23 protein-coding genes are annotated in these 26,457 nt (G+C 56.3%); 15 read left to right on the forward strand and 8 right to left on the reverse strand.

Annotation, left to right across the window (positions count from 1 at the left end):
- The first annotated feature begins 21 nt into the window (after positions 1-21).
- The gene (gene bepA, locus ACOTX4_RS08555) at positions 22-1,485 is read left to right on the forward strand and encodes a beta-barrel assembly-enhancing protease (protein WP_003860547.1); all 1,464 of its coding nucleotides are present in this window, start codon (positions 22-24) and stop codon (positions 1,483-1,485) included.
- Between the two features lie 13 nt (positions 1,486-1,498).
- Entirely contained in the window at positions 1,499-1,855 is a 357-nt protein-coding gene (gene arsC, locus ACOTX4_RS08560; RefSeq protein ID WP_003860549.1) for an arsenate reductase (glutaredoxin), read from the forward strand.
- On the opposite strand, the gene ACOTX4_RS08565 is transcribed toward arsC, so the two are convergent.
- The gene (locus tag ACOTX4_RS08565) at positions 1,852-2,676 is read right to left on the reverse strand and encodes a helix-turn-helix transcriptional regulator (protein WP_045330455.1); all 825 of its coding nucleotides are present in this window, start codon (positions 2,674-2,676) and stop codon (positions 1,852-1,854) included. The genes arsC and ACOTX4_RS08565 overlap by 4 nt on opposite strands.
- 147 nt (positions 2,677-2,823) lie before the next feature.
- On the opposite strand from ACOTX4_RS08565, the gene celB reads away from it, so the two are divergent.
- From celB to ACOTX4_RS08580, 3 genes are read left to right on the forward strand one after another with little or no spacing between them, the layout of a single operon-like run.
- On the forward strand, positions 2,824-4,143 hold the full coding sequence (gene celB / locus ACOTX4_RS08570; RefSeq protein WP_023325032.1) for a PTS cellobiose transporter subunit IIC: 1,320 nt from the start codon (positions 2,824-2,826) through the stop codon (positions 4,141-4,143).
- 3 nt (positions 4,144-4,146) lie between these two features.
- Positions 4,147-5,103 (forward strand): N(4)-(beta-N-acetylglucosaminyl)-L-asparaginase, encoded by a 957-nt coding sequence (locus ACOTX4_RS08575; RefSeq protein WP_040117931.1) that lies wholly within the window; start codon positions 4,147-4,149, stop codon positions 5,101-5,103.
- Positions 5,103-6,521, forward strand: a complete 1,419-nt coding sequence (locus ACOTX4_RS08580) for a leucyl aminopeptidase family protein (protein WP_421635370.1) — start codon at positions 5,103-5,105, stop codon at positions 6,519-6,521. Before ACOTX4_RS08575 ends, ACOTX4_RS08580 begins: the two co-directional genes overlap by 1 nt.
- 86 nt (positions 6,522-6,607) lie before the next feature.
- On the opposite strand, the gene ACOTX4_RS08585 is transcribed toward ACOTX4_RS08580, so the two are convergent.
- The 4 genes from ACOTX4_RS08585 to ACOTX4_RS08600 all read right to left on the reverse strand — a co-directional run bounded on the left by ACOTX4_RS08585 (position 6,608) and on the right by ACOTX4_RS08600 (position 11,051).
- Positions 6,608-7,309, reverse strand: coding sequence for a DnaA inactivator Hda (locus ACOTX4_RS08585; protein WP_211482948.1), 702 nt, complete (start codon positions 7,307-7,309; stop codon positions 6,608-6,610).
- A 96-nt stretch (positions 7,310-7,405) separates the two neighbouring features.
- Positions 7,406-8,695 carry a uracil permease gene (gene uraA / locus ACOTX4_RS08590; protein ID WP_003860558.1) on the reverse strand — a complete coding sequence of 430 codons (1,290 nt, stop codon included), beginning with the start codon at positions 8,693-8,695 and terminating at the stop codon, positions 7,406-7,408.
- 82 nt (positions 8,696-8,777) lie between these two features.
- Positions 8,778-9,404, reverse strand: coding sequence for a uracil phosphoribosyltransferase (gene upp / locus ACOTX4_RS08595; RefSeq protein WP_003860560.1), 627 nt, complete (start codon positions 9,402-9,404; stop codon positions 8,778-8,780).
- A 216-nt stretch (positions 9,405-9,620) separates the two neighbouring features.
- Positions 9,621-11,051 carry a 6-phospho-beta-glucosidase gene (locus tag ACOTX4_RS08600; RefSeq protein WP_045330463.1) on the reverse strand — a complete coding sequence of 477 codons (1,431 nt, stop codon included), beginning with the start codon at positions 11,049-11,051 and terminating at the stop codon, positions 9,621-9,623.
- A gap of 266 nt (positions 11,052-11,317) precedes the next feature.
- On the opposite strand from ACOTX4_RS08600, the gene purM reads away from it, so the two are divergent.
- From purM to ppx, 4 genes are all read left to right on the forward strand, one after another.
- The gene (gene purM / locus ACOTX4_RS08605) at positions 11,318-12,355 is read left to right on the forward strand and encodes a phosphoribosylformylglycinamidine cyclo-ligase (RefSeq protein ID WP_023300680.1); all 1,038 of its coding nucleotides are present in this window, start codon (positions 11,318-11,320) and stop codon (positions 12,353-12,355) included.
- Entirely contained in the window at positions 12,352-12,993 is a 642-nt protein-coding gene (gene purN, locus ACOTX4_RS08610; protein WP_025758935.1) for a phosphoribosylglycinamide formyltransferase, read from the forward strand. The genes purM and purN overlap by 4 nt, the downstream gene beginning before the upstream one ends.
- Before the next feature lie 228 nt (positions 12,994-13,221).
- Positions 13,222-15,282, forward strand: coding sequence for a polyphosphate kinase 1 (gene ppk1 / locus ACOTX4_RS08615; protein WP_003860568.1), 2,061 nt, complete (start codon positions 13,222-13,224; stop codon positions 15,280-15,282).
- Positions 15,283-15,285: 3 nt separating this feature from the next.
- The gene (ppx, locus tag ACOTX4_RS08620) at positions 15,286-16,824 is read left to right on the forward strand and encodes an exopolyphosphatase (RefSeq protein WP_045330466.1); all 1,539 of its coding nucleotides are present in this window, start codon (positions 15,286-15,288) and stop codon (positions 16,822-16,824) included.
- 4 nt (positions 16,825-16,828) lie between these two features.
- Here the strand turns inward: ppx and ACOTX4_RS08625 are convergent, their stop codons facing one another.
- The gene (locus ACOTX4_RS08625) at positions 16,829-19,069 is read right to left on the reverse strand and encodes an EAL domain-containing protein (protein WP_023314636.1); all 2,241 of its coding nucleotides are present in this window, start codon (positions 19,067-19,069) and stop codon (positions 16,829-16,831) included.
- Positions 19,070-19,437: 368 nt separating this feature from the next.
- Between ACOTX4_RS08625 and ACOTX4_RS08630 the strand changes: the two genes are divergently transcribed.
- Positions 19,438-19,608: a YfgG family protein gene (locus ACOTX4_RS08630; RefSeq protein WP_017383512.1), complete on the forward strand. Its 171-nt coding sequence runs from the start codon at positions 19,438-19,440 to the stop codon at positions 19,606-19,608.
- Here the strand turns inward: ACOTX4_RS08630 and ACOTX4_RS08635 are convergent.
- Positions 19,605-20,495, reverse strand: coding sequence for a LysR family transcriptional regulator (locus ACOTX4_RS08635; protein ID WP_045330470.1), 891 nt, complete (start codon positions 20,493-20,495; stop codon positions 19,605-19,607). The two genes, ACOTX4_RS08630 and ACOTX4_RS08635, sit on opposite strands and share 4 nt — an antisense overlap.
- A 97-nt stretch (positions 20,496-20,592) precedes the next feature.
- Here ACOTX4_RS08635 and ACOTX4_RS08640 point away from each other — a divergent pair, with 97 nt between their 5' ends.
- Genes ACOTX4_RS08640 through ACOTX4_RS08650 form a run of 3 tightly spaced genes read left to right on the forward strand, consistent with a single transcriptional unit; the run spans position 20,593 to position 23,098 of the window.
- Positions 20,593-21,822 (forward strand): MFS transporter, encoded by a 1,230-nt coding sequence (locus tag ACOTX4_RS08640; RefSeq protein WP_045330471.1) that lies wholly within the window; start codon positions 20,593-20,595, stop codon positions 21,820-21,822.
- A gap of 51 nt (positions 21,823-21,873) precedes the next feature.
- Complete coding sequence (locus ACOTX4_RS08645) at positions 21,874-22,341, forward strand: DUF6130 family protein (protein WP_045330473.1); 468 nt, start codon at positions 21,874-21,876, stop codon at positions 22,339-22,341.
- Positions 22,342-22,351: 10 nt separating this feature from the next.
- Positions 22,352-23,098 (forward strand): alpha/beta fold hydrolase, encoded by a 747-nt coding sequence (locus ACOTX4_RS08650; protein ID WP_023325040.1) that lies wholly within the window; start codon positions 22,352-22,354, stop codon positions 23,096-23,098.
- A 129-nt stretch (positions 23,099-23,227) separates the two neighbouring features.
- Here the strand turns inward: ACOTX4_RS08650 and ACOTX4_RS08655 are convergent, their stop codons facing one another.
- Positions 23,228-24,064, reverse strand: a complete 837-nt coding sequence (locus tag ACOTX4_RS08655; RefSeq protein ID WP_045330475.1) for a MipA/OmpV family protein — start codon at positions 24,062-24,064, stop codon at positions 23,228-23,230.
- 203 nt (positions 24,065-24,267) lie between these two features.
- Between ACOTX4_RS08655 and ACOTX4_RS08660 the strand changes: the two genes are divergently transcribed.
- A complete protein-coding gene (locus tag ACOTX4_RS08660) occupies positions 24,268-24,945 on the forward strand; it encodes a response regulator (protein WP_022651566.1) in 678 nt (225 codons plus the stop codon).
- Positions 24,945-26,333 carry a sensor histidine kinase gene (locus ACOTX4_RS08665; RefSeq protein ID WP_032609820.1) on the forward strand — a complete coding sequence of 463 codons (1,389 nt, stop codon included), beginning with the start codon at positions 24,945-24,947 and terminating at the stop codon, positions 26,331-26,333. Before ACOTX4_RS08660 ends, ACOTX4_RS08665 begins: the two co-directional genes overlap by 1 nt.
- Positions 26,334-26,457 lie beyond the last annotated feature (124 nt).

Raw genomic sequence — 26,457 nt, forward strand, 5'->3', positions numbered from 1 at the left:
CCAAAATACAGGACAGTGGTTATGTTCAGGCAGTTGAGAAAAACACTGGTTGCGACACTGATTGCCGCCGTGACGGTGGGTCAGGTGTTGCCCGCTTTCGCTGACTCGTCCGATTCATTGCCGGACATGGGCACCACGGCAGGAAGCACGCTCTCCATCGGGCAGGAGATGCAGATGGGTGATTATTACGTACGCCAGCTGCGCGGCAGTGCTCCGCTGATTAACGACCCTTTGCTGGTGCAGTACATCAACGGTCTGGGGATGCGGCTGGTGGCGCACGCCGACTCGGTAAAAACGCCCTTCCATTTCTATTTAATCAATAACGACGAAATCAACGCCTTCGCCTTCTTTGGCGGGAACGTGGTGCTGCATTCGGCGCTGTTCCGTTATTCCGATAACGAAAGCCAGCTGGCGTCCGTCATGGCGCACGAAATTTCGCACGTTACCCAGCGCCATCTGGCGCGTGCGATGGAAGATCAGAAGCGTAACGCCCCCCTGACCTGGGTGGGCGCGCTGGGTTCCATTTTGCTGGCGATGGCCAGCCCGCAGGCCGGGATGGCGGCGCTTACCGGGACGCTGGCGGGGACGCGTCAGGGGATGATCAGCTTTACCCAGCAGAACGAGCAGGAAGCAGACCGCATCGGCATTCAGGTTTTACAGCGTTCCGGCTTTGACCCGCAGGCCATGCCGAGCTTCCTGGAAAAACTGCTCGACCAGGCACGCTACTCGTCGCGCCCGCCTGAAATTCTGTTGACCCACCCGCTGCCGGAAAGCCGACTCTCGGATGCCCGTAACCGTGCCAACCAGATGCGTCCGGTCGTGGTGCAGTCTTCGCAGGATTTCTACATGGCCAAAGTGAGAACGCTTGGCATGTACAACTCCGGACGTAATCAGCTCACCAGCGATCTGCTGGACGCGCTGGCGAAAGGCAACGTGCGCGAGAAGAACGCGGCGCAGTATGGTCAGGCGCTCCAGGCGATGGAGGCCAGCAAGTACGATGAAGCGCGTAAAGCGCTACAGCCGCTGCTGGCGTCGGCGCCTGACAATCCGTGGTATCTTGACCTCGCCACCGATATCGATCTGGGGCAGAAAAAAGCGACCGATGCGATTAATCGTCTGAAAGGGGCGAAAGACATTCGCAACAATCCGGTATTGCAGCTTAACCTGGCGAACGCCTACTTACAGGGCGGCCAGCCCGGCGAGGCGGTGACCATTCTGAACCGCTACACCTTTAACAATAAAGATGACCAGAACGGCTGGGAACTGCTCGCCCAGGCCCAGGGGCAACTGGGTAACCGCGATCAGGAGCTGGCCGCGCGTGCGGAAGGCCTGGCGCTGGCGGGTCGCCTCGATCAGGCCATTTCCCTGTTGAGCAGCGCCAGCTCACAGGTGAAGCTTGGCAGCCTGCAACAGGCCCGCTACGATGCGCGAATCGACCAGCTGCGCGGCCTGCAACAACGCTTTAAGCCGTACGAGAAGATGTAATAAAGGAGAAGTCATGACAGACGCGGTAAAAATTTACCATAACCCTCGCTGCTCCAAGAGCCGCGAGACGCTGAATCTGCTGAAGTCTAACGGCATCGATCCGGAAGTGGTGTTGTATCTGGAGACGCCGCCGGATGCGCAGACGATCCGCCAGCTGCTGAAGATGCTTAACATGGGCAGCGCACGCGACCTGATGCGTCAGAAAGAAGATCTGTATAAGTCGCTCAATCTGAACGATACCAGTCTCACTGAAGATCGGCTGATTCAGGCGATGGTCGACAATCCTAAGCTGATTGAGCGCCCGATTGTGGTGGCGAACGGCAAGGCGCGTATCGGCCGTCCGCCGGAAGACGTACTCGGGATCGTCTAATCGTTATGCCGCAGCGCTTCCAGAAACGCCTGCGGCGTACGCTCTCCCAGCTTTTTCTGCGCTTTTCCCCGGTTGTAAAACTCACACAGTTGGATCAACAGCGCTCCCGCCGGTTCACTGTTCACCCGCGGAATGATCTCACGTAACGGCACGGTGACCTGAAGGGCGAGATAATACTGTGAATGCACTTTTACGGTGACGTTATGCTCCGGCAAGTTCACTGCCAGCCCAAAAGTCTCAACAGATTGAATATCAGCCGGACAGGCAGCCAGCACCTCGTTCGTCCAGCGGGTCAGCAACTGCGGCGAGACACCGGCATAAAGCCGGGCGTAGCACCAGCCGCTAACGGGTTCACGCGCCCAGAGCAGGTGTTGCTCCCCACCGTCGTCCATATGCAGCGATAGCGGCTGATGATGCAGAAGTAGCTTCTGCGGCATGATACCGGCCTTCAGCGCCTTTTTGCCCTGCAACGACGCCCCCTTTTGTCTTACCGAAGCCGGTTTGAGGTAGCGGTTCAGGGTCGCGCGGGAAACGGCGATCCCGAGTCCGTCATTCACCAGCAGCAGCAGTTCATCCAGCGGTGCACCGGTGATATCACGCAGAGCATTTATCAGTGCTGCCTGCTCTTGTCTCAACGCTTTATGTATCACTTTTGGCGTGGTGTGGTTATCCGAAACCTGGTCGCGGTTGCGCCAGCGCCTGACGGTGGTGACCGAGATACCCAACTCAACGGCAAGCTCTCTGTCGCTTTTATCTGACTGCTGAAGATAACGACGGATACGCGGTGTGGTGGTGGCGTTGGCATGCAGTTTGATTTCCATCGCGTCTCTCTCCGCAACTAATCTTATGAGATTTATATCAGAGCAGCGAATGCTTTGTGACCGATTTCACCTTTCGCTCGCCGCGCTTCACTGATAATCCACAGACATAACATAAACAACACCTCTCAATCTTGTACGGAGTTCACAATGAACAATGTTCTGGGATTTCTTGAAGCAAAACTGATGCCGCTGGCGGCGAAAACGGCCCAGCAGCGTCATCTTGGGGCCATTCGTGGGGCCTACGTTTCATTCATGCCGTTTATCATCGTCGGCTCCATCCTGCTGGTGATCTCCTCCTTCCCGAATCAGGCCTATCAGCAGTTTATGTCTCAGGCCTTTGGTGAGAGCTGGAGTGCGATTATAGAGATCCCGTTTAACGCGGTGTTCTCAACCATGTCGCTGTTTATCAGCTTCCTGGTGGCCTACCGCCTGGCTGAGCATTATGGCGAGGACCGCATCTCCTGCGGCATCCTGGCGCTGGTCGCGTTTCTGATCCTGACGCCCTTTATCAAAGTGGCGGAAAACGGCGGCATTACCGTGATGCCGGTGGAGTGGATTGGCAGCAAAGGGCTGTTCGTGGCGATGATCGGTTCCCTGCTGTGGACGGAACTGTTCTGCTGGCTGAAGCGCAAAAAGCTGGTCATCAAAATGCCGGACGGCGTGCCTCCTGCGGTGCAGGAGTCGTTCGCGGCCCTGATCCCGGCCCTGCTGGTGATGATTCTGGTGCTGCTTATCCGCATCATCTTTGAAAACACCCACTACCACACCATCCACCAGTTTATTTATGAAGTGGTTGCCACCCCGGTGCGCCACTACGGCACCTCTTATTTCGGGGCGCTGATGACCGTATTCAGCATCACCATTCTGTGGTCAGTGGGCATTAACTCAGGTTCGATGATCAACGGGATTATTCGTCCGCTGTGGATGGAGAACCAGACCGACAACATCGCCGCGATTCAGGCGGGAACGACGCCGCCGCACATCATCACCGAACAGTTTTTTGACATGATCTGGATGGGCGGCGCGGGCGCCACGCTGTCGCTGGTGATTGCGATGCTGATTTTCGCCCGCAGCAAAAACATGCGCGAAGTGGCGCGCCTCGGTGCGGGTGCCTCGGTGTTTAACATCAACGAACCGATTCTCTTTGGCCTGCCGGTGATCATGAACCCAATCATGCTCATCCCGTTCAATCTGGTGCCGCTGGTGCTGGTCACCGTGCAGTATGCGGCGATGAAAATTGGTGCGGTCGCCGTCACCACCGGGGTGTTTATCCCCTGGACGCTGCCGCCGGTTATTAGCGGCTTTATCGTCACCGGGCACCTGAGCGGCAGCGTGATGCAGCTGATCAACCTGCTGATTGGCGCCATGCTGTACCTGCCTTTCATGCGTATCCTGGATAAACAGTACCGCGCGGCGGAAATAGCCAGCGTTACGCAAACCGACACCACCCTTGCAAAACAGGAGTAAAGCATGTGGGGAATTATCGCAACCTGGCGAATGGCGCTTGAAGGGGTAACGGAATCCGCGTCTGCCCTGGCTGCGGGCAAACCGGTCGCTCCGGCGGTAGTGGATGCCGTCGCCGCCGTCGAGGACTTTCCGTTTTATAAATCCGTCGGCTACGGCGGGCTGCCCACCGAAAACGGCGAGGTAGAGCTGGACGCGGCCTATATGGACGGCGACACGCTGGCGTTCGGCGCCGTGGGGAATCTGGTGGATATCGCCAACCCAGTGCGCGTGGCGCACGCGCTCAGCCGCCAGCGCTATAACAGCCTGCTGGTCGGCCAGGGCGCGCGCGAATGGGCGCTGAGTCAGGGCTTTGCCGATAAAACCATGCTCACGGATCGCGCCATGCAACACTACCGTAAGCGCTGCCGCGAAACGCTGGATAAGGGGTTAAGCCCCTACGACGGACATGACACCGTCGGCATCATCGGCCTCGATAAACAGGGCTCGATGAGCGTCGCCACTTCCACCAGCGGCCTGTTTATGAAAAAACGCGGTCGCCTCGGTGACTCACCCATCATCGGCTCCGGCTTTTACTGCGACAGCGAAACCGGCGCGGCCACCGCCACGGGCGTCGGTGAAGATCTGATGAAGGGCTGTACCAGCTACGAAATCGTTCGCCGGATGGCGCAAGGCATGACGCCGCAGCAGGCAGCGGATTCGGTCGTGTTCGAACTGGAAGACAAACTGATGTCGCGCTTCGGTCGCGCGGGCGATCTCTCCGTGGTGTGCATGAACAGCAAAGGAGAATTTGGCGCCGCGACCAACATCAAAACCTTCTCGTTCGTGGTGGCGACGGCTCGCCAGCCCCTCACCGTTTTCCGTACTGAACGCCTGCGGGAGAAAACGCACTATCACGCGGTAGATGAGGAGTGGATGCAGGCCTATGCCGCGCGGATCCGCGCACCGATTGAGGAGTTATGATGATCACGTACCAGTTTATCAACGCGCTTTCAGACGCGAAGCCGCAGAGCCATTTGATTGCGCGCGCTGACAGTTCCCTGTTACCGGATAGCGCTCTTATCGCTGAAATGCGCCAGCAGAGCACCGTCGCGGACGCGCGCTTTGGCTGCGCGCCGTTTGCCCGCATCACTCTGTTGCCGGATGCGCTCTGGCATGACGCCCTGACCGAAGGGTTGATCACGGCCCTGCGACCGCTGCTTACCGCCCCCGCCAGCGCCGAACTCGTGCTGGACGTGACGGATATCGACGATGTGGTGCTGGCGCAGGTACTGCGTTTTCTCTTTAATCAGGCGCACATGCTCAGTGACCTGAAGCTGAAGAAGACGGACGAAGCGCTGCGCCTTACCTGCATCACTGCCCTCTGCCTGCCGGAACAGCAGGCGAAGCTGGAGACGACCTTCCGCCAGCAGCAGGCCATTGCGCTCGGCATGGTTGCGGCACGACGTCTGGCGGATATGCCATCCGACCGCTGTACGCCGCAGTTTGTGGTGGAAGAGGCGCAAAAACTGTGTGCCGCCAGCCCTGCCCTGCGCTGCGAGGTGTTGGATGAAAAGCAAATTGTTGAGCAGGGGCTGGGGCTACTGCACGCCGTTGGCAAAGGGGCGACCTGCCCGCCGCGCCTGCTGGCTATTCACTATAACGGCGTGTCTGATGGCCCGGTGCGCTGCTACGTGGGAAAAGGCATTACCTTTGACACCGGCGGCCTGTGGCTGAAGGAAGGCGCGGGCATGTACACCATGAAATATGACATGTGCGGCGCGGCTAACGTGCTCGGGCTGATGCTGACCGTTGCGGAGCTGAAATTACCCGTGCGCATCATGGGCGTGCTGGCGCTGGCGGAAAACGCCATCGGCCCCGACGCCATGCAGCCCGGCACGGTGGCGATGGCCTGCAACGGCATTACGGTGGAAATCAACAATACTGATGCCGAGGGCCGGCTGGTGCTGGCAGACGCTTTCGCCTGGGCGAGTCAGCGCCATCCGCAGGCGCACTATATCATTGATATGGCGACCTTAACCGGAGCGGTGGTGAAAGCGCTGGGGTATGAGCTGAGCGGGCTGATGACCCAGGATGAGCCGTTGCGTCAGGCACTGACGCTCGCGGGCAAACGGAGCGGCGACGAGGTGTGGTCCCTGCCGCTGGATGCGAGGCTGAGAAAGCAAACCGACAGCGCGATTGCCGATCTGTGCAACACGCCGACCAACAATGCGGCGATCAGCGCCTCGGCGGCGTGGCTGCTACACCATTTCTGCCCGCCGACTATTCCGTGGGCGCATCTGGATATCAGCGGGACGGCGCTGTGGCGAGAAAACGGACGGAGCGTGGCGTCGGGAAGACCGATTCCGCTGCTGGTGGAGCACTTGTTGGGGGATCTTTAGCCGGGTGGCGGCTGCGCCTTACCCGGCCTGCAAGGTATGACGGGTTTTCGTAGGCCCGGTAAGCGCAGCGCCACCGGGCAAAAAACTCAAAGCTTAAGAATATCTTTCACAAACGGAATGGTCAGCTTGCGCTGGGCGGTGATGGAGGCGCGATCGAGCTGATCGAGCGTATCAAAGAGCGTGCGCATCTCCCGATCCAGACGCTTGAGCAGGAAGCGCCCTACGTCTTCCGGCAGTTCAAATCCGCGCAGTCTGGCGCGCAACTGAAGTGCCTGGAGTTTGTCTTCATCCGACAGCGGTTGCAGCTTGTAGATTTGCCCCCAGTCCAGACGAGACGCCAGATCCGGCAGCCCCAGATTGAGCTGGCGCGGCGGACGATCGCCGGTGATCAGCAGCCGGGTTTTGCCCGACTCCAGAATGCGGTTGTAGAGGTTAAAGATCGCCATTTCCCACGGTTCGTCCCCCGCCACGCATTCGATATTATCGATGCAGACCAGGGAGAGATGTTCCATGCCCTCCAGCACCTCAGGCACAAACCAGGTGCGTTTATCCAGCGGCACGTAGCCTACCGCGTCACCGCGCGCAGAAAGCTCCGCACAGGCGGCATGCAGCAGGTGGCTGCGTCCCGCGCCTTCGCGTGACCAGATATAGATGTATCCGCTGTGTTCCTGGCGCAGCACGTTTTGCAGTGCAGCCAGTAAAGAGGGGTTATCACCCGGCCAGAAACTCGCGAAAGTTTCATCGTCAGGGAGATAAAGTGGCAGAGAGAGCTGTGCCGGTCCGTTCAGAAATACCTCAACCAGAGATCTTACATAAAATCGGAATGGAGTTTAACACGGAACCTGCAAGGAGAGAACCGGGCGATCCTTCGCCCGGCATGACGATCAATGTGGCGCTTTTTCGCTGTCGTCCGCGTCCAGCACCACCTCTTCCGGGCGGATCACCGAGATCAGCTTGAAAATCAGGCTCAGGCCGACGCCGACGATGGTCGCCAGCGCCATACCCTTCAGCTCTGCCGCGCCGATGTGCACCTTCGCGCCGCTCACGCCGATAATCAGGATAACGGAGGTCAGGATCAGGTTCTGCGCCTTGCTGTAATCCACTTTGGATTCAATCAGCACGCGAATACCGGAGGCACCGATCACCCCGTACAGCAGCAGAGAAACGCCGCCCATCACCGGCACCGGGATAATCTGGATCGCTGCCGCCAGTTTACCAACGCAGGAGAGCAGAATGGCGATGATCGCCGCGCCGCCGATAACCCAGGTGCTGTAGACGCGGGTGATCGCCATTACGCCGATATTCTCACCGTAAGTCGTGTTTGGCGTGGAGCCGAAGAAACCAGAGATGATGGTGGAGAAACCGTTGGCAAACATGGAGCGATGCAGGCCCGGGTCGCGGATCAGGTCGCGCTTCACGATGTTCGCCGTCACCACCAGGTGGCCGACGTGCTCAGCAATCACCACCAGCGCGGCAGGCAGAATGGTGAAAATGGCGAACCATTCAAAGCGCGGGGTGTAGAAGGTTGGCAGCGCGAACCAGTGCGCCTCGGCAATCGGGGTGGTATCCACAACGCCCATCACGAAGGAGAGCGCGTAACCCGCCAGCACGCCGATCAGGATTGGGATAATCGCCATAAAGCCGCGGAAGAGGACGGAACCGAATACCGTCACGCCCAGCGTCACCAGCGAAATAATAATGGTTTTAGAATCCGGTGACTGACCGTCCGCAGGCAGCAGCCCAGCCATGTTCGCCGCCACGCCCGCCAGCTCCAGGCCGATGACGGCAACGATGGCCCCCATTGCCGCAGGCGGGAACATCACGTCCAGCCAGCCGGTACCGGCTTTCTTCACGATGAAGGAGACCAGGCAGAACAGCACGCCGCACATGATGAAGCCGCCCAGCGCGACCTCATAACCCAGCGGCAGCAACAGCAGTACCGGGGAGATAAACGCGAAGCTCGACCCGAGATAGGCCGGGATTTTGCCTTTACAGATGAAGAGGTAAAGCAGCGTACCGATGCCGTTAAACAGCAGCACGGTAGCCGGGTTAATGTGAAACAGGATTGGCACCAGCACGGTTGCGCCAAACATGGCGAACAGGTGCTGCAAACTAAGCGGGATTGTCTGTAAAAGCGGCGGTCTTTCACTCACCCCGATAGCACGGCGCGTCATAGTGTTTTCCTCTGAGTGTCATTGTTGGTTTTTATTCAAAAAAAAGCCGACTATCAAAGTCGGCTTCTTTATCGTTATTCGATTATTTAGTACCAAAAATCTTATCGCCGGCATCGCCGAGCCCCGGGATGATGTACCCGTGCTCGTTCAGTCCCTGGTCGACAGACGCGGTATAGAGTTCAACGTCCGGGTGCGCTTTTTCCAGCGCCGCGATACCTTCCGGCGCCGCAACCAGCACCAGCACTTTGATGCTGCTGCATCCCGCTTTTTTCAGCAGGTCGATGGTGGCGATCATCGAACCGCCGGTCGCCAGCATCGGGTCAACCACCAGCGCCATACGCTCGTCGATGTTAGAGACCAGCTTCTGGAAGTACGGGACCGGCTCAAGCGTCTCTTCGTTACGGTAGATACCCACCACGCTGATACGCGCGCTTGGGACGTGCTCCAGCACGCCTTCCATCATGCCCAGACCCGCACGCAGGATTGGCACCACGGTAATTTTTTTACCTTTGATCTGCTCAACCTGTACCGGACCGTTCCAGCCTTCGATGGTCACTTTTTCCGTTTCCAGATCAGAGGTCGCTTCGTAGGTCAGCAGGCTACCCACTTCAGAAGCCAGTTCGCGAAAACGCTTCGTGCTGATGTCATGCTCACGCATCAGGCCCAACTTGTGTTTAACGAGTGGGTGTTTCACTTCCACAATCTTCATTCTCTTTCTCCTCTGAGGTGGCATCCGCAAAAAAATCGCGGGATTATACCGCTTTTTTCGGATTGCGCCATACCCATCTTGCTTGACGTATATCAATCAAAAACAAAAAAGCCGGAGGCTGGGCTCCGGCTTGGGTGCGGGATTCTGCCGGGTGGCGCTAACGCTTACCCGGCCTGGACATCCCGTAGGCCCGGTAAGCGCAGCGCCACCGGGCAATTATAGCTGCTCTCCGTTGCTGGCAATCACCTGCTTATACCAGTCGAACGATTTCTTCTTGCTGCGGTTCAGCGTGCCGTGACCTTCGTTATCTTTATCGACAAAGATAAAGCCGTAGCGTTTTTTCATCTCGCCTGTGCCGGCAGAGACCAGGTCGATACAGCCCCACGGCGTGTAGCCCATCAGATCCACGCCGTCTTCCACCACCGCTTTTTTCATCTCGCGGATATGGGCGGAAAGGTAGTCAATGCGGTACTGGTCGTTCACCGTGCCGTCGCTCTCCTGCACGTCGATCGCGCCAAAGCCGTTTTCCACAATAAACAGCGGCAGCTGATAGTGATCCCAGAACCAGTTCAGGGAGTAGCGCAGCCCGACAGGATCGATCTGCCAGCCCCAGTCCGATTTTTGCACGTACGGGTTAGAAACCAGGCTCTTGCTCTCGTCGTAATCCAGCGTCGGATTATCCGCCGTCGCTTTGGTAGCGAAAGACATGTAGTAGCTGAACCCGATGTAATCCACGCAGCCCTGCGTCAGCGCCACTTTATCTTCTTCGGTAATATCCAGCGCGAAGCCGCGACGTTCAAAGTAGTTGAGCAGATGCTGCGGATACTTGCCGCGCACGTGAACGTCGGTGAACCAGTAGCGGCGATGCATGGCGTTCATCGCCATCATCATGTCGTCCGGGGCACAGGTCAGCGGATAGATGGGGCACATGGCAATCATGCAGCCGATTTGCAGCGACGGGTTGATCTCGCGCCCCGCCTTCACCGCCAGGGCACTGGCCACCAGCTCATAGTGCGCCGCCTGGAACATCACCGGCTCGCGATCTTCTCCCGGCGCATATTTCAGCCCGGAGTTGGTAAACGGCGCAAAGTCTTCGTGGAAGTTGGCCTGGTTATTGATCTCGTTAAAGGTCATCCAGTACTTCACTTTATGCTGGTAGCGCTCAAAAACGACCTTCGCGAAGCGAACAAAGAAGTCGATCAGCTTACGGTTGCGCCAGCCGCCGTATTCCGTCACCAGGTGGAAAGGCATCTCGAAGTGGGAAAGCGTGATCACCGGCTCGATGCCGTGCTTCAGGCACTCGTCGAACAGATCGTCATAGAATTGGAGTCCCGCTTCGTTCGGCTCCAGCTCGTCGCCTTTCGGGAAGATACGCGTCCAGGCGATGGAGGTGCGAAAGCATTTGAACCCCATTTCGGCAAAGAGTTTGATGTCTTCTTTATAGCGGTGATAGAAGTCGATGGCTTCGTGGTTTGGGTAATTTTTCCCCTCCATCACGCCGTTGGTGATTTCACGCGGTACCCCATGGGCGCCTGCCGTCATGACATCAGCAACGCTCACGCCCTTGCCGCCCTCTTTCCAGCCGCCTTCAAGCTGGTGCGCCGCAACGGCCCCACCCCACAGAAAACCTGCTTTAAATCCTGACATTCGCTATCCCTCATTCTGCGTTATTTTCTGCAAAAACAGTTACAGAAACCGGTTTCAGTTTGATGATGTGCAAAGGGGATTGCCGTTGCAAGCAGATCGCCGAAACCGGTTTCATTTTTGTGAACAGAGTCAAGTTTGTTGCCCTGGACAGGCCGCACAGAAAAAAAGATCCCCACGCCGAGAATAGGCTCGCAAACGTTTGCCTGGACTGTTAGAATTGCGCCGATTTTTCTTACTAGCTATGCAATCGCGTGGGGATTTAAGCCGTGACCAACAAAACTTCTCTCAGCTACAAAGATGCCGGTGTTGATATTGACGCAGGTAATGCGCTGGTTGACCGAATCAAAGGTGTGGTGAAAAAAACCCGCCGCCCGGAAGTGATGGGTGGCCTGGGTGGATTCGGCGCGCTGTGCGCGCTGCCGCAAAAATATCGTGAACCTGTGCTGGTCTCGGGTACGGATGGTGTCGGTACAAAACTGCGCCTGGCGATGGATCTTAAGCGTCACGATACGATTGGTATCGATCTGGTGGCGATGTGCGTCAACGACCTGGTGGTACAGGGCGCTGAGCCGCTGTTCTTCCTCGATTACTACGCGACCGGCAAGCTGGACGTGGATACCGCAGCCAGCGTCATTAACGGTATCGCCGAAGGCTGCCTGCAATCCGGTTGTGCGCTGGTCGGCGGTGAAACCGCTGAAATGCCTGGCATGTATCACGGTGAAGATTATGACGTCGCAGGCTTCTGCGTCGGCGTGGTAGAAAAATCAGAAATTATCGACGGCAGCAAAGTGGCTGACGGCGATGTGCTGGTTGCGCTGGCCTCCAGCGGTCCGCACTCCAACGGCTACTCTCTGGTGCGTAAGATCCTCGAAGTGAGCGGTTGCGACCCGCTGACCACCGAGCTGGACGGCAAACCGCTGGCCGATCACCTGCTGGCCCCGACCCGCATCTACGTGAAAAACGTGCTGGAGCTGATTGAGAACGTTGACGTGCACGCCATCGCTCACCTTACCGGCGGCGGCTTCTGGGAAAACATTCCGCGCGTGCTGCCGGATAATACCCAGGCGGTGATCGACGCCTCCTCATGGCAGTGGCCGTCCGTCTTCAACTGGCTGCAAACCGCAGGCAACGTGAGCGAGCATGAAATGTACCGCACCTTTAACTGCGGCGTGGGCATGGTTATCGCCCTGCCCGCCAGCGAAGCGGATAAAGCGGTTAAACTGCTGACAGAAAAAGGTGAAAACGCGTGGAAAATCGGTACGATTAAAGCTTCCGATTCCGAACAGCGTGTGGTCATTGAATGAAAAACATCGTGGTGCTCATTTCCGGCAACGGAAGCAATTTGCAGGCAATCATAGACGCCTGCAAACAGAAGAAAATCAATGGCACCATTCGGGCAGTATTCAGCAACAAGGCCGATGCATTCGGCCTTGAGCGCGCGCGGGAAGCGAACATTCCTGCGCACGCGCTGGAAGCCAGCCAGTTCGCCGGGCGTGAAGCCTTTGACCGTGAGCTGGTGCAGGAGATTGACGCCTACGCGCCTGACGTGGTGGTGCTGGCAGGCTATATGCGTATCCTGAGCCCGGCTTTTGTTGCACACTACGCCGGACGACTGCTCAATATCCACCCTTCCCTGCTACCAAAATACCCCGGTCTGCACACCCATCGTCAGGTGCTGGAGAACGGCGATGAGGAGCATGGTACCTCCGTGCATTTCGTCACCGACGAGCTGGACGGCGGTCCGGTCATTTTGCAGGCAAAAGTACCGGTCTTTGACGGCGACAACGAAGACGACGTGACCGAACGTGTGCAGACGCAGGAACACGCCATTTATCCGCTGGTGGTAAGCTGGTTTGTCGATGGACGTCTGGAGATGCGCGACGGCGCAGCCTGGCTGGACGGAGTGAAGTTGCCCCCGCAGGGTTATGCTGCCGAAGAGTAGTCTGTTTGAATTGCCCGGCGGCGCTTCGCTTGCACGGGCCTACGGTCCCGTAGGTCGTGGTAAGCGCAGCGCCACCCGACATTCCCTCCCCCAACCCTCTAAATTCCCCAATAAAAAAATAACTGTCATACTTTTCTGGCACTGTTGGACATATCGTGGAAATGCTCGCCATAATAAGGACGAGACGGATTTACCACGTCCTGTGATTGAACTGGAGTGTGAGCTGTAATGGGTCAGGAAAAGTTATACATCGAGAAAGAGCTAAGCTGGTTAGCATTCAACGAACGTGTACTTCAGGAAGCGGCCGATAAAACCAACCCGCTGATTGAACGTATGCGTTTTTTAGGCATCTATTCCAACAATCTGGATGAGTTCTACAAGGTTCGCTTCGCCGAACTGAAACGCCGAATCATCATCAGCGAAGAACAGGGCTTAAACTCCCACTCGCGACATCTGCTTGGAAAAATCCAGTCTCGCGTCATGAAAGCCGATCAGGAATTTGATGGCCTCTATAACGAGCTGCTGCTGGAAATGGCACGCAACCAAATCTTCCTGATCAACGAACGCCAGCTCTCCGCGAATCAGCAAAACTGGCTGCGCCACTATTTTAAACATTATCTGCGCCAGCATATCACCCCGATTCTGATCAACCGTGAAACCGATCTGGTGCAGTTCCTGAAAGATGACTACACCTATCTGGCGGTAGAAATCATTCGTGGTGAGACCATTAACTACGCGCTGCTGGAAATACCGTCTGATAAAGTCCCACGCTTTGTAAACCTGCCGCCGGAAACCCCGCGCCGACGTAAGCCGATGATCCTGCTGGATAACATCCTGCGCTACTGCCTGGACGATATCTTCAAAGGCTTCTTCGATTACGACGCGCTCAACGCCTACTCGATGAAGATGACCCGTGACGCCGAGTACGATCTGGTGCATGAGATGGAGGCCAGCCTGATGGAGCTGATGTCTTCCAGCCTCAAGCAGCGCCTGACGGCAGAGCCGGTGCGGTTTGTCTATCAGCGTGATATGCCGGACGCAATGGTGGAGATGCTGCGCGATAAGCTGACCATCTCCCGCTACGACTCCATTATTCCCGGCGGGCGTTACCACAACTTTAAAGATTTCATTGGCTTCCCGAACGTCGGCAAAGCCAATCTGGTGAACAAACCGCTGCCGCGCCTGCGCCATATCTGGTTCGATAAGTTCCGCAACGGGTTCGACGCCATCCGCGAACGGGATGTACTGCTCTACTATCCGTATCATACCTTTGAGCACGTGCTGGAATTGCTGCGTCAGGCCTCATTCGATCCGAACGTGCTGGCGATTAAAATCAATATTTATCGCGTGGCGAAAGATTCCCGCATCATCGATGCGATGATCCACGCGGCGCACAACGGCAAGAAAGTGACCGTGGTAGTTGAGCTCCAGGCTCGCTTCGACGAAGAGGCCAACATCCACTGGGCGCGCCGACTGACGGAAGCGGGCGTGCACGTCATCTTCTCCGCGCCGGGGCTGAAAATTCACGCCAAGCTGTTCCTGATCTCCCGTAAAGAGGGTGACGAGGTGGTGCGCTACGCCCATATCGGTACCGGGAACTTTAACGAGAAAACCGCGAGAATCTACACCGACTATTCGCTGCTGACTGCCGATGCCCGCATCACCAACGAAGTGCGTCGGGTGTTCAACTTCATTGAGAACCCGTACCGCCCGGTGAGCTTCGATTATCTGCTGGTGTCACCGCAGAACTCACGGCGCCTGCTGTACGATATGATCGACAAAGAGATTGCCAATGCGCAGAACGGCTTGTCGTCCGGCATTACGCTGAAGCTCAACAATCTGGTGGACAAAGGCCTGGTGGACCGCCTGTACGCGGCCTCCAGTTCTGGCGTTCCGGTAAATCTGCTCATTCGCGGCATGTGCTCGCTCATTCCGGAACTGGAAGGCATTAGCGATAACATCCGCGTGATCAGCATTGTGGATCGCTATCTTGAACACGATCGCGTCTATATTTTCGATAACGCCGGTGATAAGCGCGTATACCTCTCGTCCGCCGACTGGATGACGCGTAACATTGATTACCGTATTGAAGTGGCGGCACCGCTGCTGGATCCTCGCCTGAAGCAGCGTATCCTGGACATTATCGAGATCCTGTTCAGCGATACGGTGAAAGCACGTTATATCGACAAAGAACTCAGTAATCGCTATGTACCGCGCGGCAATCGCCGTAAAGTGCGCTCGCAGCTGGCGATTTACGATTACATTAAATCACTTGAGCAACCCGATTAACCTATGCCAATAAACGATAATACCCCACGCCCGCAGGAGTTCGCTGCGGTCGATCTTGGCTCAAACAGTTTCCATATGGTCATCGCCCGCGAGGTGGATGGCGCGATGCAGATCATCGGTCGTCTGAAGCAGCGTGTGCATCTGGCCGATGGTCTCGACGCGCGTAACATGCTGAGCGAAGAGGCTATGGAGCGCGGGCTGAACTGCCTGTCGCTGTTCGCAGAACGTCTGCAAGGCTTTTCACCGTCCAGCGTCTGCATCGTTGGAACACATACGCTACGCCAGGCGCTGAACGCGCCGGAATTTCTTAAGCGCGCGGAAAAGGTTATCCCCTACCCGATTGAGATCATCTCCGGTAACGAAGAAGCGCGCCTGATTTTTATGGGCGTGGAGCATACGCAGCCGGAAAAAGGCCGCAAGCTGGTGATTGATATCGGCGGTGGCTCCACGGAACTGGTGATTGGCGAAGACTTCGAGCCGCGTCTGGTGGAAAGCCGCCGTATGGGCTGCGTCAGCTTCGCGCAGATGTATTTCCCGCGCGGCGTCATCACCCGCGAAAACTTCCAGCGCGCGCGCATGGCCGCCGTTCAGAAACTGGAAAATCTGGCCTGGCAATACCGTATTCAGGGCTGGAACGTGGCGCTGGGCGCATCAGGGTCGATTAAAGCGGCCCATGAAGTGCTGCTGGCGATGGGTGAAAAAGACGGGTTTATTACGCCTGAGCGCCTGGTGAAACTCACCGAAGAGGTGCTTAAGCATAAGAGCTTCGACGCCCTGAGTTTGCCGGGTCTGTCCGACGAACGTAAAGCCGTGTTCGTACCGGGGCTGGCGATCCTCTGCGGCGTGTTTGACGCGCTGGCGATCAAAGAGCTGCGCCTCTCTGACGGCGCCCTGCGTGAAGGCGTGCTGTATGAGATGGAAGGACGTTTCCGTCATCAGGATATTCGCAGCCGTACCGCGCAGAGCCTGGCCAACCAGTACAACATCGACCGTGAACAGGCGAAGCGTGTTCTCGAAACCACGGTGCAGATGTACGAGCAGTGGGAGGAGCAAAATCCTAAGCTGGCGCATCCGCAGCTGGCCGCACTGTTAAAATGGGCCGCCATGCTGCACGAGGTGGGGCTGAACATTAACCACAGCGGAATGCATCGCCATTCAGCCTATATTCTGCAAAACAGCGATCTGCCTGGCTTCAACCAGGAGCAGCAAACCATGATGGCGACGCTGGTCCGCTATCACCGCAAAGCCATCAAGCTCGACGATCTGCCGCGCTTTACGTTGTTTAAGAAAAAGCAGTTCCTGCCGCTCATTCAGCTGTTGCGCCTGGGCGTATTGCTCAATAATCAGCGACAGGCGACCACCACGCCGCCGACGCTGAAGCTAAAAACGGATGACTATCACTGGACGCTGAGCTTCCCGCACGACTGGTTCAGCCAGAACGCGCTGGTACTGCTGGATCTGGAAAAAGAGCAGCAGTACTGGGAAGCGGTCACCGGCTGGCTGTTGAAGATTGAAGAAGAGAGTTCTGAGGCGGCAGCGTAACGGCTCAGGCGCTCTCCTGAGAAGGCTCCGTGTCGAGCAACGTATCAAGCTCAGCCGGCAACCCAATCAAATAACCCTGCACATAATCGATACCTAGCGCGTGCACCGCGCTACGTATCTCTTCTGTTTCCACATATTCCGCCACCACCAGCATTTTCTTCATCCGGGCCAGATGGCAAATAGAAGCCACAATCTGGTAATCCAGGCTGTTGCTGACAATATTGCGAATAAAACCGCCGTCGATTTTGAGGATGTCGGCGTCCACGCTTTTTAACCGCGCATAGCTGGCGTAGCCGGTGCCAAAATCATCAATGGCGATCCGGATGCCCATTTTTTGTAATTTCCTGAGGGTAGACGCCGCCAGATCCGCATGACCAAAGGCGCTGCTTTCGGTCACTTCAAAGATCAACTGCCATGCTTCAACGGCGTATTTAGCTAACAGGCGGCTCACTTCAAGCGGGAACTGCGCCCGGTAGACGGTAGAAGGTGCGAGGTTGATCGCAAAGCGCTGGCCCGGCAACCGCTGGCGGTGCTGTGCCAGGAAACTCAACGTACGCTCCAGTACCCATAAATCGACACGCGACGATAAACCAAACTCCTGTGCTATGGGCAGGAACTGTTCGGGAAAGATCAGCGCCCCATTATCATCACGCATTCGCAGCAGCACCTCGTGATAACAATCGCCGCGCAGCCCGCGAACGGGTTGAACCAGCAGGGTAAAAGCGTCCTGCTCCAGCGCGGCCTGTAAACGGCTCATCATCGCGACCTTATCTTTCAGGCTACGCTGCAAGTGAACAGCCCCGCGCTGCTGAAGATTTTCCGGGTGGTTGGTAGAAAGGGAGAGATCGGCCACGATGCCCAGCTCCCCCAGCACCAGATAGAGGTGATTGACGGGTGAGCGCACATAGCAATAGCTTATGCCGACCTGAGGCTGTACCGGCATACCATCCCAGACAAAAACGAACTGCTTGATATGCTCGTCCAGCGTCTCAATGCGCTGTTGATGCGACTCCGCATCCAGACGCACCGCCATGTCATACCCGGTGAGGTGATAGACTCGCTCATTGGGCTGAAGAGTGCCGTTTATCCATTGCGCCAGCTGCTGTTTATACTGGATCCGCAGCATCACGCCGTAATTGCGTCCCAGTACCTCCAGCTCGGGCACGCGCAGTAAACAGAGCGCTGACCACGGATGACTGGCCAGCTCGCGCGACAGCGCCCGCAGGTTGGGCATATGCACCACCGGATCGAGAAAAGCCTGACTGCGGGAGCGAATATTGATGGCGCGCTGGCGTGTCGCCAGCATCGACATGTACGTCACAACGAAGGAAAAGACCAGATAGCTGGATGAGGTGATCGCCAGCTGAATGCCATACCCCTCTTGCACCGGAATGTAGTGATAAAAAAAGTGAATCGACACCAGCAGGACCGGCGTCCAGATGAGTGACATCAGCTTGTAGCCAAAGCGCATCGCCCCCCAGAGCATCACGGGCATCAGCAGGGACAAGGTGTAGTTGGTACTGAAAATGGAACTGTTTGCATTCATGGGCAGCAGCAGCATGACCAGCAACCCGCCCAGGGCTAAAAACCACACCACAAACTCAACGGCCGTCACCTTTTTGTCTATTTGCGCGCGGAGCTGGGACATCAGTCCCTTGATATAGCGCGGATGCCGTATCAGGCGGATCAGCAGGTAGCTTAGCGGCACGCCCGTCAGCCCGCTCACCAGTAGCCCCTGATAGTTAATAAGTGTCCGAATATTGAGGGGATTTAGTCCCGCGAGGCTCTGGCGGCTCTCATAAATGCCGAGATAAACCGCAAACTGAAACAGCACCAGAAAAAGCGTTGCCGGACAAAATACCTGCCAGAAAATACGCTGCCCCATCAGGCGTATGTCACCGTAAGCGGTCATATTACGCCGGGGCGCAAATACGCGATAACCGCCCCAGCTGAGCACCAGAGGAACGATAAAATGCAGAATGCCAGCCACGGTTTCAAATAACCCAACGGAGGGGTAATAACGTAAAAATAGCGATACCACCACCCCGGGGAGGGCTTCCAGGCCAAAGAACAACATCAGCGCCAGCAGAAAAGAGAGCGGGAGATAATAGAGCGCAACGATACCGTCGCCCAGCTGCGTTAAGGTATTAGCCACACTTAGTACCGGGAGTAACACGACGGGTAAAATAAGAGGAAGTGCCCACCAGCGGTCTTTATTTTGCTTCAGGATGTGGTGAATATTCATAGATGCTCGTTTACAACCCTTGCGCTCCAGAGGGTAAAGGAAGACAGGCATCCAACCTGACGTACACGTTGCCCGGAAAATTCCTGGCAAGCACAGTGGAGGAGGGATTTTAAATATCAACGACGGGATGCGGTTGACCTAAATCAAATTAATTTATCTGAATAAACCTTTCTTACGTTTTTTTTGAATATTTTTCCTGTAATTATCAATGCGATAAATAAAAGCGTTGTTTTTAATAACATAAATTAATGTAAGCATTGACGGTATTTTACATTTCGCCGAATTGACCCAGACTTGCGGCTGTGCCTTAATAGCCGTATCGCCCAAAAGGGTATACTCAGGAAAAGAAAGTGAGTCAGGCTACGCGTATGCGAAAACGACATCGATTTAACACCCGGATGACCCGCATCATACTGCTCATCAGTTTCCTGTTTTTCTTTGGCCGCTTTGTTTATTCCTCCATTGGCGCCTGGTATCACCATCAGGACAAAATTCAGTCGCAGCAATCAGGCCTCGTTGTGGATTCGCCCGAGCGCTAACGTCCATGTTCACGCTGTAACAGCCGAATAATTACCGTCATCCCTTTGCTGAGGATCTTATCCTGACGCATCACTATCGCCAGTTGCCGGCGCAGAACGGGCGTTAACGATTGAACGCGTAATCCCTCCCGGTCGTCGGCATGCTCCACCGCCATTCGCGGCACAATACTGTAGCCCAGCCCTGCACGTGCCATGCGTTTGATGGCCTCAATACTGCCAAGCTGCATAACCGGTGAGACGGCTAGTCCGCGGGCTTCAAACCAGCCGTCAATCAACGTTCGCGTACCGCTGCCCGACTCAAACGCAATGAGCGGCTGAGCGTATAAAGAGTCTGGCGTAAACTGCTCCCCTTCTTCCGGCTGAACCTGCGCGCCAATCCAGACAAACTCTTCCTCCATCGCGTGCATAATCGCCAACGTACGACCGCTCGCCGGTAGCGTGACCAGCCCCATATCCAGCCGATTCTCCTCAATCGCCCTGACGATATCTGGCGTATTTCCCGTCGTCACTCCGATCCGTAACAGGGGATACTCCTCACGAAGCTGCTGCAACAGCGCTGGAAGCAGATGAATACAGGCCGTCGCGCCCGTGCCAAGCGTGATGGTGCCGCTCACTTCCTGATTGAATGCGCTAACCGAACGAATTGTCTCCTCAACCGCCAGTTCAAGACGTTCACCGTGCACCCGTAGCGCCTCACCGGCAGCAGTGGCTTTGATTCCACGCCCCGTACGTTCGATCAGCCGCGTCTGAAGAAACTGCTCCAGCTGGCGTATTTGCAGGCTGACGGCGGGCTGGGAAATACCCATTACATCTGCTGCCGCAGAAAAGCTGCCGCGTTGAACGACCAGACGAAAAGTGGCGAGGTGTCCCAGATTGAGCGTCGTCATGCAAAGTTTCTCTTATAGGGTGAATAAGGATACGGCTCTGCCAGCACAATACCGCGCCCTGTATGCTCGGGACAACTGCCTAACGGAATGAAAAATAATGGAAACACCTGCACTCCCTCGCCGTCTTGCGCTCACTGCGGGATGTAATCAACTCATTAACTGGGGGATCTCCTTTTACATGCCGGGAACCTTTGCTCATGCCATTACAGCAGACCGAAGCTGGTCGTCCCCCGAAATCTATCTCGGCCTGACGCTGGCCATGCTGGTTATGGCTATTGTCTCGCCGTTTGTCGCTCCTCTGCTGGCGCGTTTTGGTGGACAAAGGGTGGTAATGAGCGGGACCTTGCTGATCGCCGTAAGCTGTCTGTCAATGGCCTTTACGCCCACACTTTCAGGCTGGTATGGCGCCTGGTTGCTGACCGGCATCGGGATGCGCCTGTCGCTGTATGATGCGCTTTTCTCCGCTCTTGTGAACCTATACGGACCGCAGGCACGCAGGACAATCTCTCGTGTCACCCTGGCGGGCGGGCTGGCGTCCGCTGTCTTTTGGCCGCTGGGAGACGCCTTACTGAACGTGATGGGTTGGCAGGATGCGCTGAAGATCTACGCCCTGTTCGGTCTGCTCAGTGCCCTGCTTCTTCGGCGCTTCCCGCGCCAGCGCTTTACGGTCAAGCCCAAAGCATGTACGCAGGTTTCCCCTCATGACAGGCGTAACGGCTGGCTTTATGCAACCTTCATTGCTCTCATCACCTTCGTCTCTAACGGCACCTCTACCCACCTTCCCGAATTTATCGCCAGCTTCGGCCTGCCGGTAGCCGTCGGCATGCTGTGGGGAATGGGGCAGACCGGTGCACGCCTTATGGAGGTGCTGGCAGGGGCGCGCCTCACTCCGCTAAAACTGACGCTTTTCACTGCGCTCGCCATGCCGCTTTGTTTTCTCATCGGACTGAGCAGCGACATGCTGGCCTGGTGTGCCGCCGGATTTGTGTTCGGCTTTGGTGCCATTAACGGGCTGGTGACTATCGTCAAAGCGACGCTACCCCTGGAACTGTTTAGTACAGAGCGCTATGCCAGCCGCACGGGGCTGCTGCTTATTCCAGGCCAACTGATGGCAGCCGCCTCTCCGTTTGCGTATGCGTGGCTGAATAAGTCGCTGGGTATAACAGGCGGAATGTGGGTTTCCGCAGGACTGACGCTGGTCATTGCGGGGTTCGCAGTGGCGCTCGTGCGCAGCCCAGGCAAACAAACTGTATCGCACTGTATCCCGAGCGCTACGCTGACAAACCGGTACAAAACGCCCGCAGAAGCAAACATCCCCGATACATAAAAATGGTCTTCTGTATCCCTCGCCATAATAAACTGATGAGGAGAGACACAGATGATTCGTCGATATTTCCTGCTTCCTGTATTTGCGCTGACGTCCTTTGCTGGCGCACTGGCCGCACCGTTAGATGGCCTGAGCGCCGCTGATGTTAATGGCCCGGCCGCCGTAGCGCCGCAGGAAAAACCCCAGCCGTCAGCAAAACTGATCGTCGACCCACCGCTGGCGGGACCGCTGAGTAAAGGTGCGGTCTTTATTCAGTACCGCGTCGAAAACCTGCGCATTGAACCTGTATTTGGACCCGACGCGCTGAAAGTCACTCCGCGTATCGGCCATATTCACGTTGTGGTGGATGACGCGCCCTGGCACTGGGCTGATACCAGCGGCGAGCCGGTGATCCTGGTCGGGCTGCCCGCCGGGAAACACAAAGTAACCATCATCGTTGCTGACCCGACGCATAAGCCCATCGACCATAAAACCGTTGAGTTCACCGTGCCGCCACACGCCGCGGTTCATCACTTTTAAGGAGCCTGTTATGAAAGCATTGTCTGTATTAACAGCGGCGCTGCTGGCGGTTTCCACCAGCGCGCTGGCAGAGACGAAAGCCAGCGTGGTGCTGGTGCACGGGGCGTTTGCCGACGGCAGCAGCTGGAATAAGGTGATTACCCGGCTGCAAAAACACCATACCGAGGTCATTGCGGTACAACTTCCGCTCACGTCTCTGAAAGATGATGTCGCCGCCACGCAGCGTGCTATCGCCCGGGCTCATGGCGACGTTGTGCTGGTCGGGCACTCCTGGGGCGGGTCGGTAATCAGCGAAGCGGGCAATAATGCGCGGGTGAAGTCTCTGGTTTACGTTGCCGCTTTTGCGCCGGATTCCGGCCAGTCGACCGCAGATCTGGCAGACAGTTATCCTGCTCCGCCAGGGAGCGCCAGCCTCGCTAAAACGTCAGAGGGGTATTTATATCTGCCGACAAAAGCGGTCAGCGAGAATTTTGCCCCTGACGTGAAGGACGTTGAGCGCAGCGTGATTGCCGCGACGCAAAGCCCTATTAAGGCCGATGCGTTTGGGGAGAAAGTCGCGCATGCCGCCTGGCATGACAAACCGAGCTGGTATGTGATCAGCAAAAATGACCGGATGATCAATCCTGAGCTTGAGCGCGCAATGGCGAAGAAAATCAACGCCAACACCACGGAGGTAGCGGCAAGCCATGTATCGATGGTCAGCCAGCCGGACGTCGTTACCCGTACGATAGAACAGGCGTTATCGGGTCAACAGTGATAAAAAAGCCCGCATGATGAACGGTCCGACTTCGGGCCACGCCATCCTGCGGGCTTTATGCACTTCTGGCTCCTGCAACGGGGTTATGTGCGGTTTTGTCACAAACGCGCCTTCCCCCTCTCTTAACCATCAGAAGCTGTACGTCACCTTCAAACTTCCCACAGGAGACGTTTTTCGCTGAACAATTGGGCTATCGCCTGCATCTCCCGTCAGTTGCGTAACGCCAGCTGCGGCAAGCAGGCTCCAGCGGGAGGTGAGCTTATGAGTCCAGTCCAGGTTCAGCGAATACGCATATAGTCCCGATCCGGCATCGTGTCGGGCAAAACCCGTTGCGGCCGACTGGGCGGCATTCACCCCGTAATAGGTTTGCACGTACTTACTGGATCCCCAGCTACCGGTCAGCGCCAGCGTTAACGCATTTTTCGGAGATGTATAGAACGGGCTGGCAATGCCGAAATGCACAGCCTCACCATTGTCTCTCTCAGAAACCGGAACCTCTGCCTGCAACTGCACGGTCAGCCAGTCAGTCACCCTGTACCCCAGCCCTGGCACAACGATAGCTGAGCCTTTAATGTCACCCATTCCCCGCAGGTCGTCGCTGCCGGAGGCGATCGAATCGCTGCTTACGTCGCGATCCTTACGTCCAGCGCGATAGCTCAGCGCTGCGTTGTAGTCCAGGTTACCAAAGCTGTTGCCGTAGCCGATCCCCCGCGTGGTGCTGACAAAAAAACCATTTGCCATCGCGTAATCAACCACCTGAGCCGCAGAGACCCGGCTCTTGTCCGAACCGGAATAGCGTGGCGCAACATCCACGCCGCCTCCCAGGGTTAACACGTTGCCCTGGCGCTGATCTGCCGCCAGGGCCGTGGTAGCCAGTAACGCCAGGACGGCCCCCGGCAAGATGCTTTTCATGCTGCGACCGATGCGTGAACGGGGGAAACTATGACGCAGTGTGATGTTTCTCATTAAAGAAGCCCTTTGGATTCAGATAATTGCGATACAAGCGGTGTTAAACGCCAGAGCGCTCATTCTGAATACTCACCTTAAGGTTCTTATGAGCCGTAAATGAAGAAATGCTGAAGCAAGTGAAGGTTCTGTAAACCCTGAAGAATTCCTGATACCGTTTTTTCTTCAGTTGTTCTTCATGCACTGTTGATACAGTTACCAATGTGAAAATTCTACTAATTGAAGACGACCTGGATCTCGGCAATGGCGTACGTATCGCCCTTGCAGATCAAGGATTTGATGTCATATGGGTACGCCGCAAAGAGGATGCGCTGCATCAGCTTGGGATCTGCGTGCCGGAACTTATTTTGCTAGACCTGGGGCTGCCCGATGGCGATGGCATGAGCCTGATGACGCGCCTGCGTCAACAGCTTAAGGGCGTCCCCGTCATCATCCTGACGGCGCGAGGCACGCTACAGGACCGCCTGTGCGGTCTGGATGCAGGCGCAGACGATTATCTGGTCAAACCTTTTGTTCTCGCCGAACTGCTGGCGCGCGTGAGAGCCCTTGCGCGGCGCAGTTACGGTTTTGAAAATGAGGCAATAGAAATTCGCGGTTTGTCGCTTCATATTCCGACGCGTCGCGTAACGGTGAGCGCACGCCACGTTGAGCTGACGGCAAGCGAATATGCGCTGCTTGAAACGTTAATGCTGCGCGCCGATCGCGTGCTTACGCGACGGTATCTGGAAGAAAGGTTATTTGGCACGAAAGAAAACCTCAGCAACGCACTTGATGTGCATATGGGTAACCTGCGGCGAAAAATTGGCGATGGCTTTGTGCGAACGGTGAGAGGCGTTGGGTATGTCATTGATACCGTACCCGTTCAGAAGGCGGCAGGTTGATGCGTAATTTTTGGCACCACCTCAGGCTTCCCACACTGGTCAGGCGAATGCTGGTCGCCCAGATGCTGCTGCTTACGTTGCTCTGGTGTCTCTTTTTAACCTTCATTTTGCTGGAAGACCTGCGTAGTCCTCCCATACTGACGGGCAATGAGACTTACGAAACCGTTTTTTCCCTGGTAGAGAGCATGGACGATCGCCCGCAGGCGCGTAATGCCGTGCTGGCAGCGTTCAGCAAGGCGCTGCGGGAGGGCTATGGCGGCGGTGAAGACCCGGAGCTGTCCATCAACCTCATTGTTCGCAAGAATAACGAGATTATTTTTTCTTCGGATGGTGCGCCAACGGGGGTAAAAAATAGCCGTCTGGGGGTCATGCAGCATGTCCAGAGTGAGGACCATACATGGACAAGCCGTACCCTCAAATCCGCGCACTCCGACGTGGAGGTCACCCTTTTTACCCCTGCCGGTAGCTGGAATTTCTTTATCTATCTGAACTCGCGCGGCTACTACGTCATGCCGCTGATGATATGCATCCCTTTTCTTCTGTTCCCCGCGTGGCTGTCCATCCGCATCGCGATGCGCCCCTGGAACAAGGTGGTAGATGAAATTTCATTGCGCACGCCGGACGATCTCTCGCCTTTAAAAGCCGTCCCCAGACACAGAGAGCTTCGCCAGACGGTCGACGCGATTAATGACTTTCTGGCCAGGGTGCGGGAAAGCGCCGAAAGGGAAAAAATGTTTATTGCCGATGCCGCTCACGAACTGCGTACGCCTCTGGCCGCGATGCGGATCAACGTCGAGGCATTGCAGTCCTGGGTCATCAGCGAAAGCCAGCAGGAACTGCTTGCGGGCATTGTTCGCAGCAATAGCCGTGCTGCGCGTCTCGTCAATCAGCTTCTGCTGATGATGCACAGCGAAGCACACATCAGCACGGTGATGTCGCCTGTGCCGCTGACAACGCTTATTCAGGAGCGAATGGCTGCCCTGGAACCGCTGGCGTCCGGACGCAGAATTGAGTTTGAATTCTTCGCCGACGATGAAATCCATGTCGCAGGCATTCGGGAACGTCTGGTGTCGCTGATCGACAATTTAATTGAGAATGCCGTGAAGTACAGCCCTGAGGGTGGACGCATTGAGGTACAACTGCAATCGCGTGATAAGTGCGCTCAGCTGCGCGTCTCAGACGCGGGCCCCGGTATCCCGATTGAACTGCGGGAGCGCGTGTTCGACAGATTTTTCCGCGATCCTAATCAGACCCAAAGCGGGAGTGGACTGGGGCTTGCCATCGTCAAAGCCGTTACGCAGCAACACAACGGCAGGGTCAATCTGAGTACGTCAGCCGAAGGTGGTCTTATGGTGACCGTTGATTTCCCGAATCCGGCGTTCGCATGAACGTAAACCCGGCGCTACACGTCCTGACATGTGTCAGCGCAGCGTTACTTCACGTATGCCGCAGATTGCTTCAATAAAATTACCGTATTTGTTATATTGTTACTTACTGATTATTCACCTCTGC

This window comes from Enterobacter cloacae complex sp. IR5459 (assembly GCF_049238005.1).
GTDB lineage: Bacteria > Pseudomonadota > Gammaproteobacteria > Enterobacterales > Enterobacteriaceae > Enterobacter > Enterobacter hormaechei_C.

What these genes read in the sequence shown, in the direction of transcription:
- bepA (WP_003860547.1), top strand. Translation starts at nt 22, where the DNA reads ATGTTCAGGCAGTTGAGAAAAACACTGGTTGCGACACTGATTGCCGCC.
- arsC (WP_003860549.1), top strand. Translation starts at nt 1,499, where the DNA reads ATGACAGACGCGGTAAAAATTTACCATAACCCTCGCTGCTCCAAGAGC.
- ACOTX4_RS08565 (WP_045330455.1), bottom strand. Translation starts at nt 2,676, where the DNA reads ATGGAAATCAAACTGCATGCCAACGCCACCACCACACCGCGTATCCGT.
- celB (WP_023325032.1), top strand. Translation starts at nt 2,824, where the DNA reads ATGAACAATGTTCTGGGATTTCTTGAAGCAAAACTGATGCCGCTGGCG.
- ACOTX4_RS08575 (WP_040117931.1), top strand. Translation starts at nt 4,147, where the DNA reads ATGTGGGGAATTATCGCAACCTGGCGAATGGCGCTTGAAGGGGTAACG.
- ACOTX4_RS08580 (WP_421635370.1), top strand. Translation starts at nt 5,103, where the DNA reads ATGATCACGTACCAGTTTATCAACGCGCTTTCAGACGCGAAGCCGCAG.
- uraA (WP_003860558.1), bottom strand. Translation starts at nt 8,695, where the DNA reads ATGACGCGCCGTGCTATCGGGGTGAGTGAAAGACCGCCGCTTTTACAG.
- upp (WP_003860560.1), bottom strand. Translation starts at nt 9,404, where the DNA reads ATGAAGATTGTGGAAGTGAAACACCCACTCGTTAAACACAAGTTGGGC.
- ACOTX4_RS08600 (WP_045330463.1), bottom strand. Translation starts at nt 11,051, where the DNA reads ATGTCAGGATTTAAAGCAGGTTTTCTGTGGGGTGGGGCCGTTGCGGCG.
- purN (WP_025758935.1), top strand. Translation starts at nt 12,352, where the DNA reads ATGAAAAACATCGTGGTGCTCATTTCCGGCAACGGAAGCAATTTGCAG.
- ppk1 (WP_003860568.1), top strand. Translation starts at nt 13,222, where the DNA reads ATGGGTCAGGAAAAGTTATACATCGAGAAAGAGCTAAGCTGGTTAGCA.
- ppx (WP_045330466.1), top strand. Translation starts at nt 15,286, where the DNA reads ATGCCAATAAACGATAATACCCCACGCCCGCAGGAGTTCGCTGCGGTC.
- ACOTX4_RS08625 (WP_023314636.1), bottom strand. Translation starts at nt 19,069, where the DNA reads ATGAATATTCACCACATCCTGAAGCAAAATAAAGACCGCTGGTGGGCA.
- ACOTX4_RS08630 (WP_017383512.1), top strand. Translation starts at nt 19,438, where the DNA reads ATGCGAAAACGACATCGATTTAACACCCGGATGACCCGCATCATACTG.
- ACOTX4_RS08635 (WP_045330470.1), bottom strand. Translation starts at nt 20,495, where the DNA reads ATGACGACGCTCAATCTGGGACACCTCGCCACTTTTCGTCTGGTCGTT.
- ACOTX4_RS08640 (WP_045330471.1), top strand. Translation starts at nt 20,593, where the DNA reads ATGGAAACACCTGCACTCCCTCGCCGTCTTGCGCTCACTGCGGGATGT.
- ACOTX4_RS08645 (WP_045330473.1), top strand. Translation starts at nt 21,874, where the DNA reads ATGATTCGTCGATATTTCCTGCTTCCTGTATTTGCGCTGACGTCCTTT.
- ACOTX4_RS08650 (WP_023325040.1), top strand. Translation starts at nt 22,352, where the DNA reads ATGAAAGCATTGTCTGTATTAACAGCGGCGCTGCTGGCGGTTTCCACC.
- ACOTX4_RS08655 (WP_045330475.1), bottom strand. Translation starts at nt 24,064, where the DNA reads ATGAGAAACATCACACTGCGTCATAGTTTCCCCCGTTCACGCATCGGT.
- ACOTX4_RS08665 (WP_032609820.1), top strand. Translation starts at nt 24,945, where the DNA reads ATGCGTAATTTTTGGCACCACCTCAGGCTTCCCACACTGGTCAGGCGA.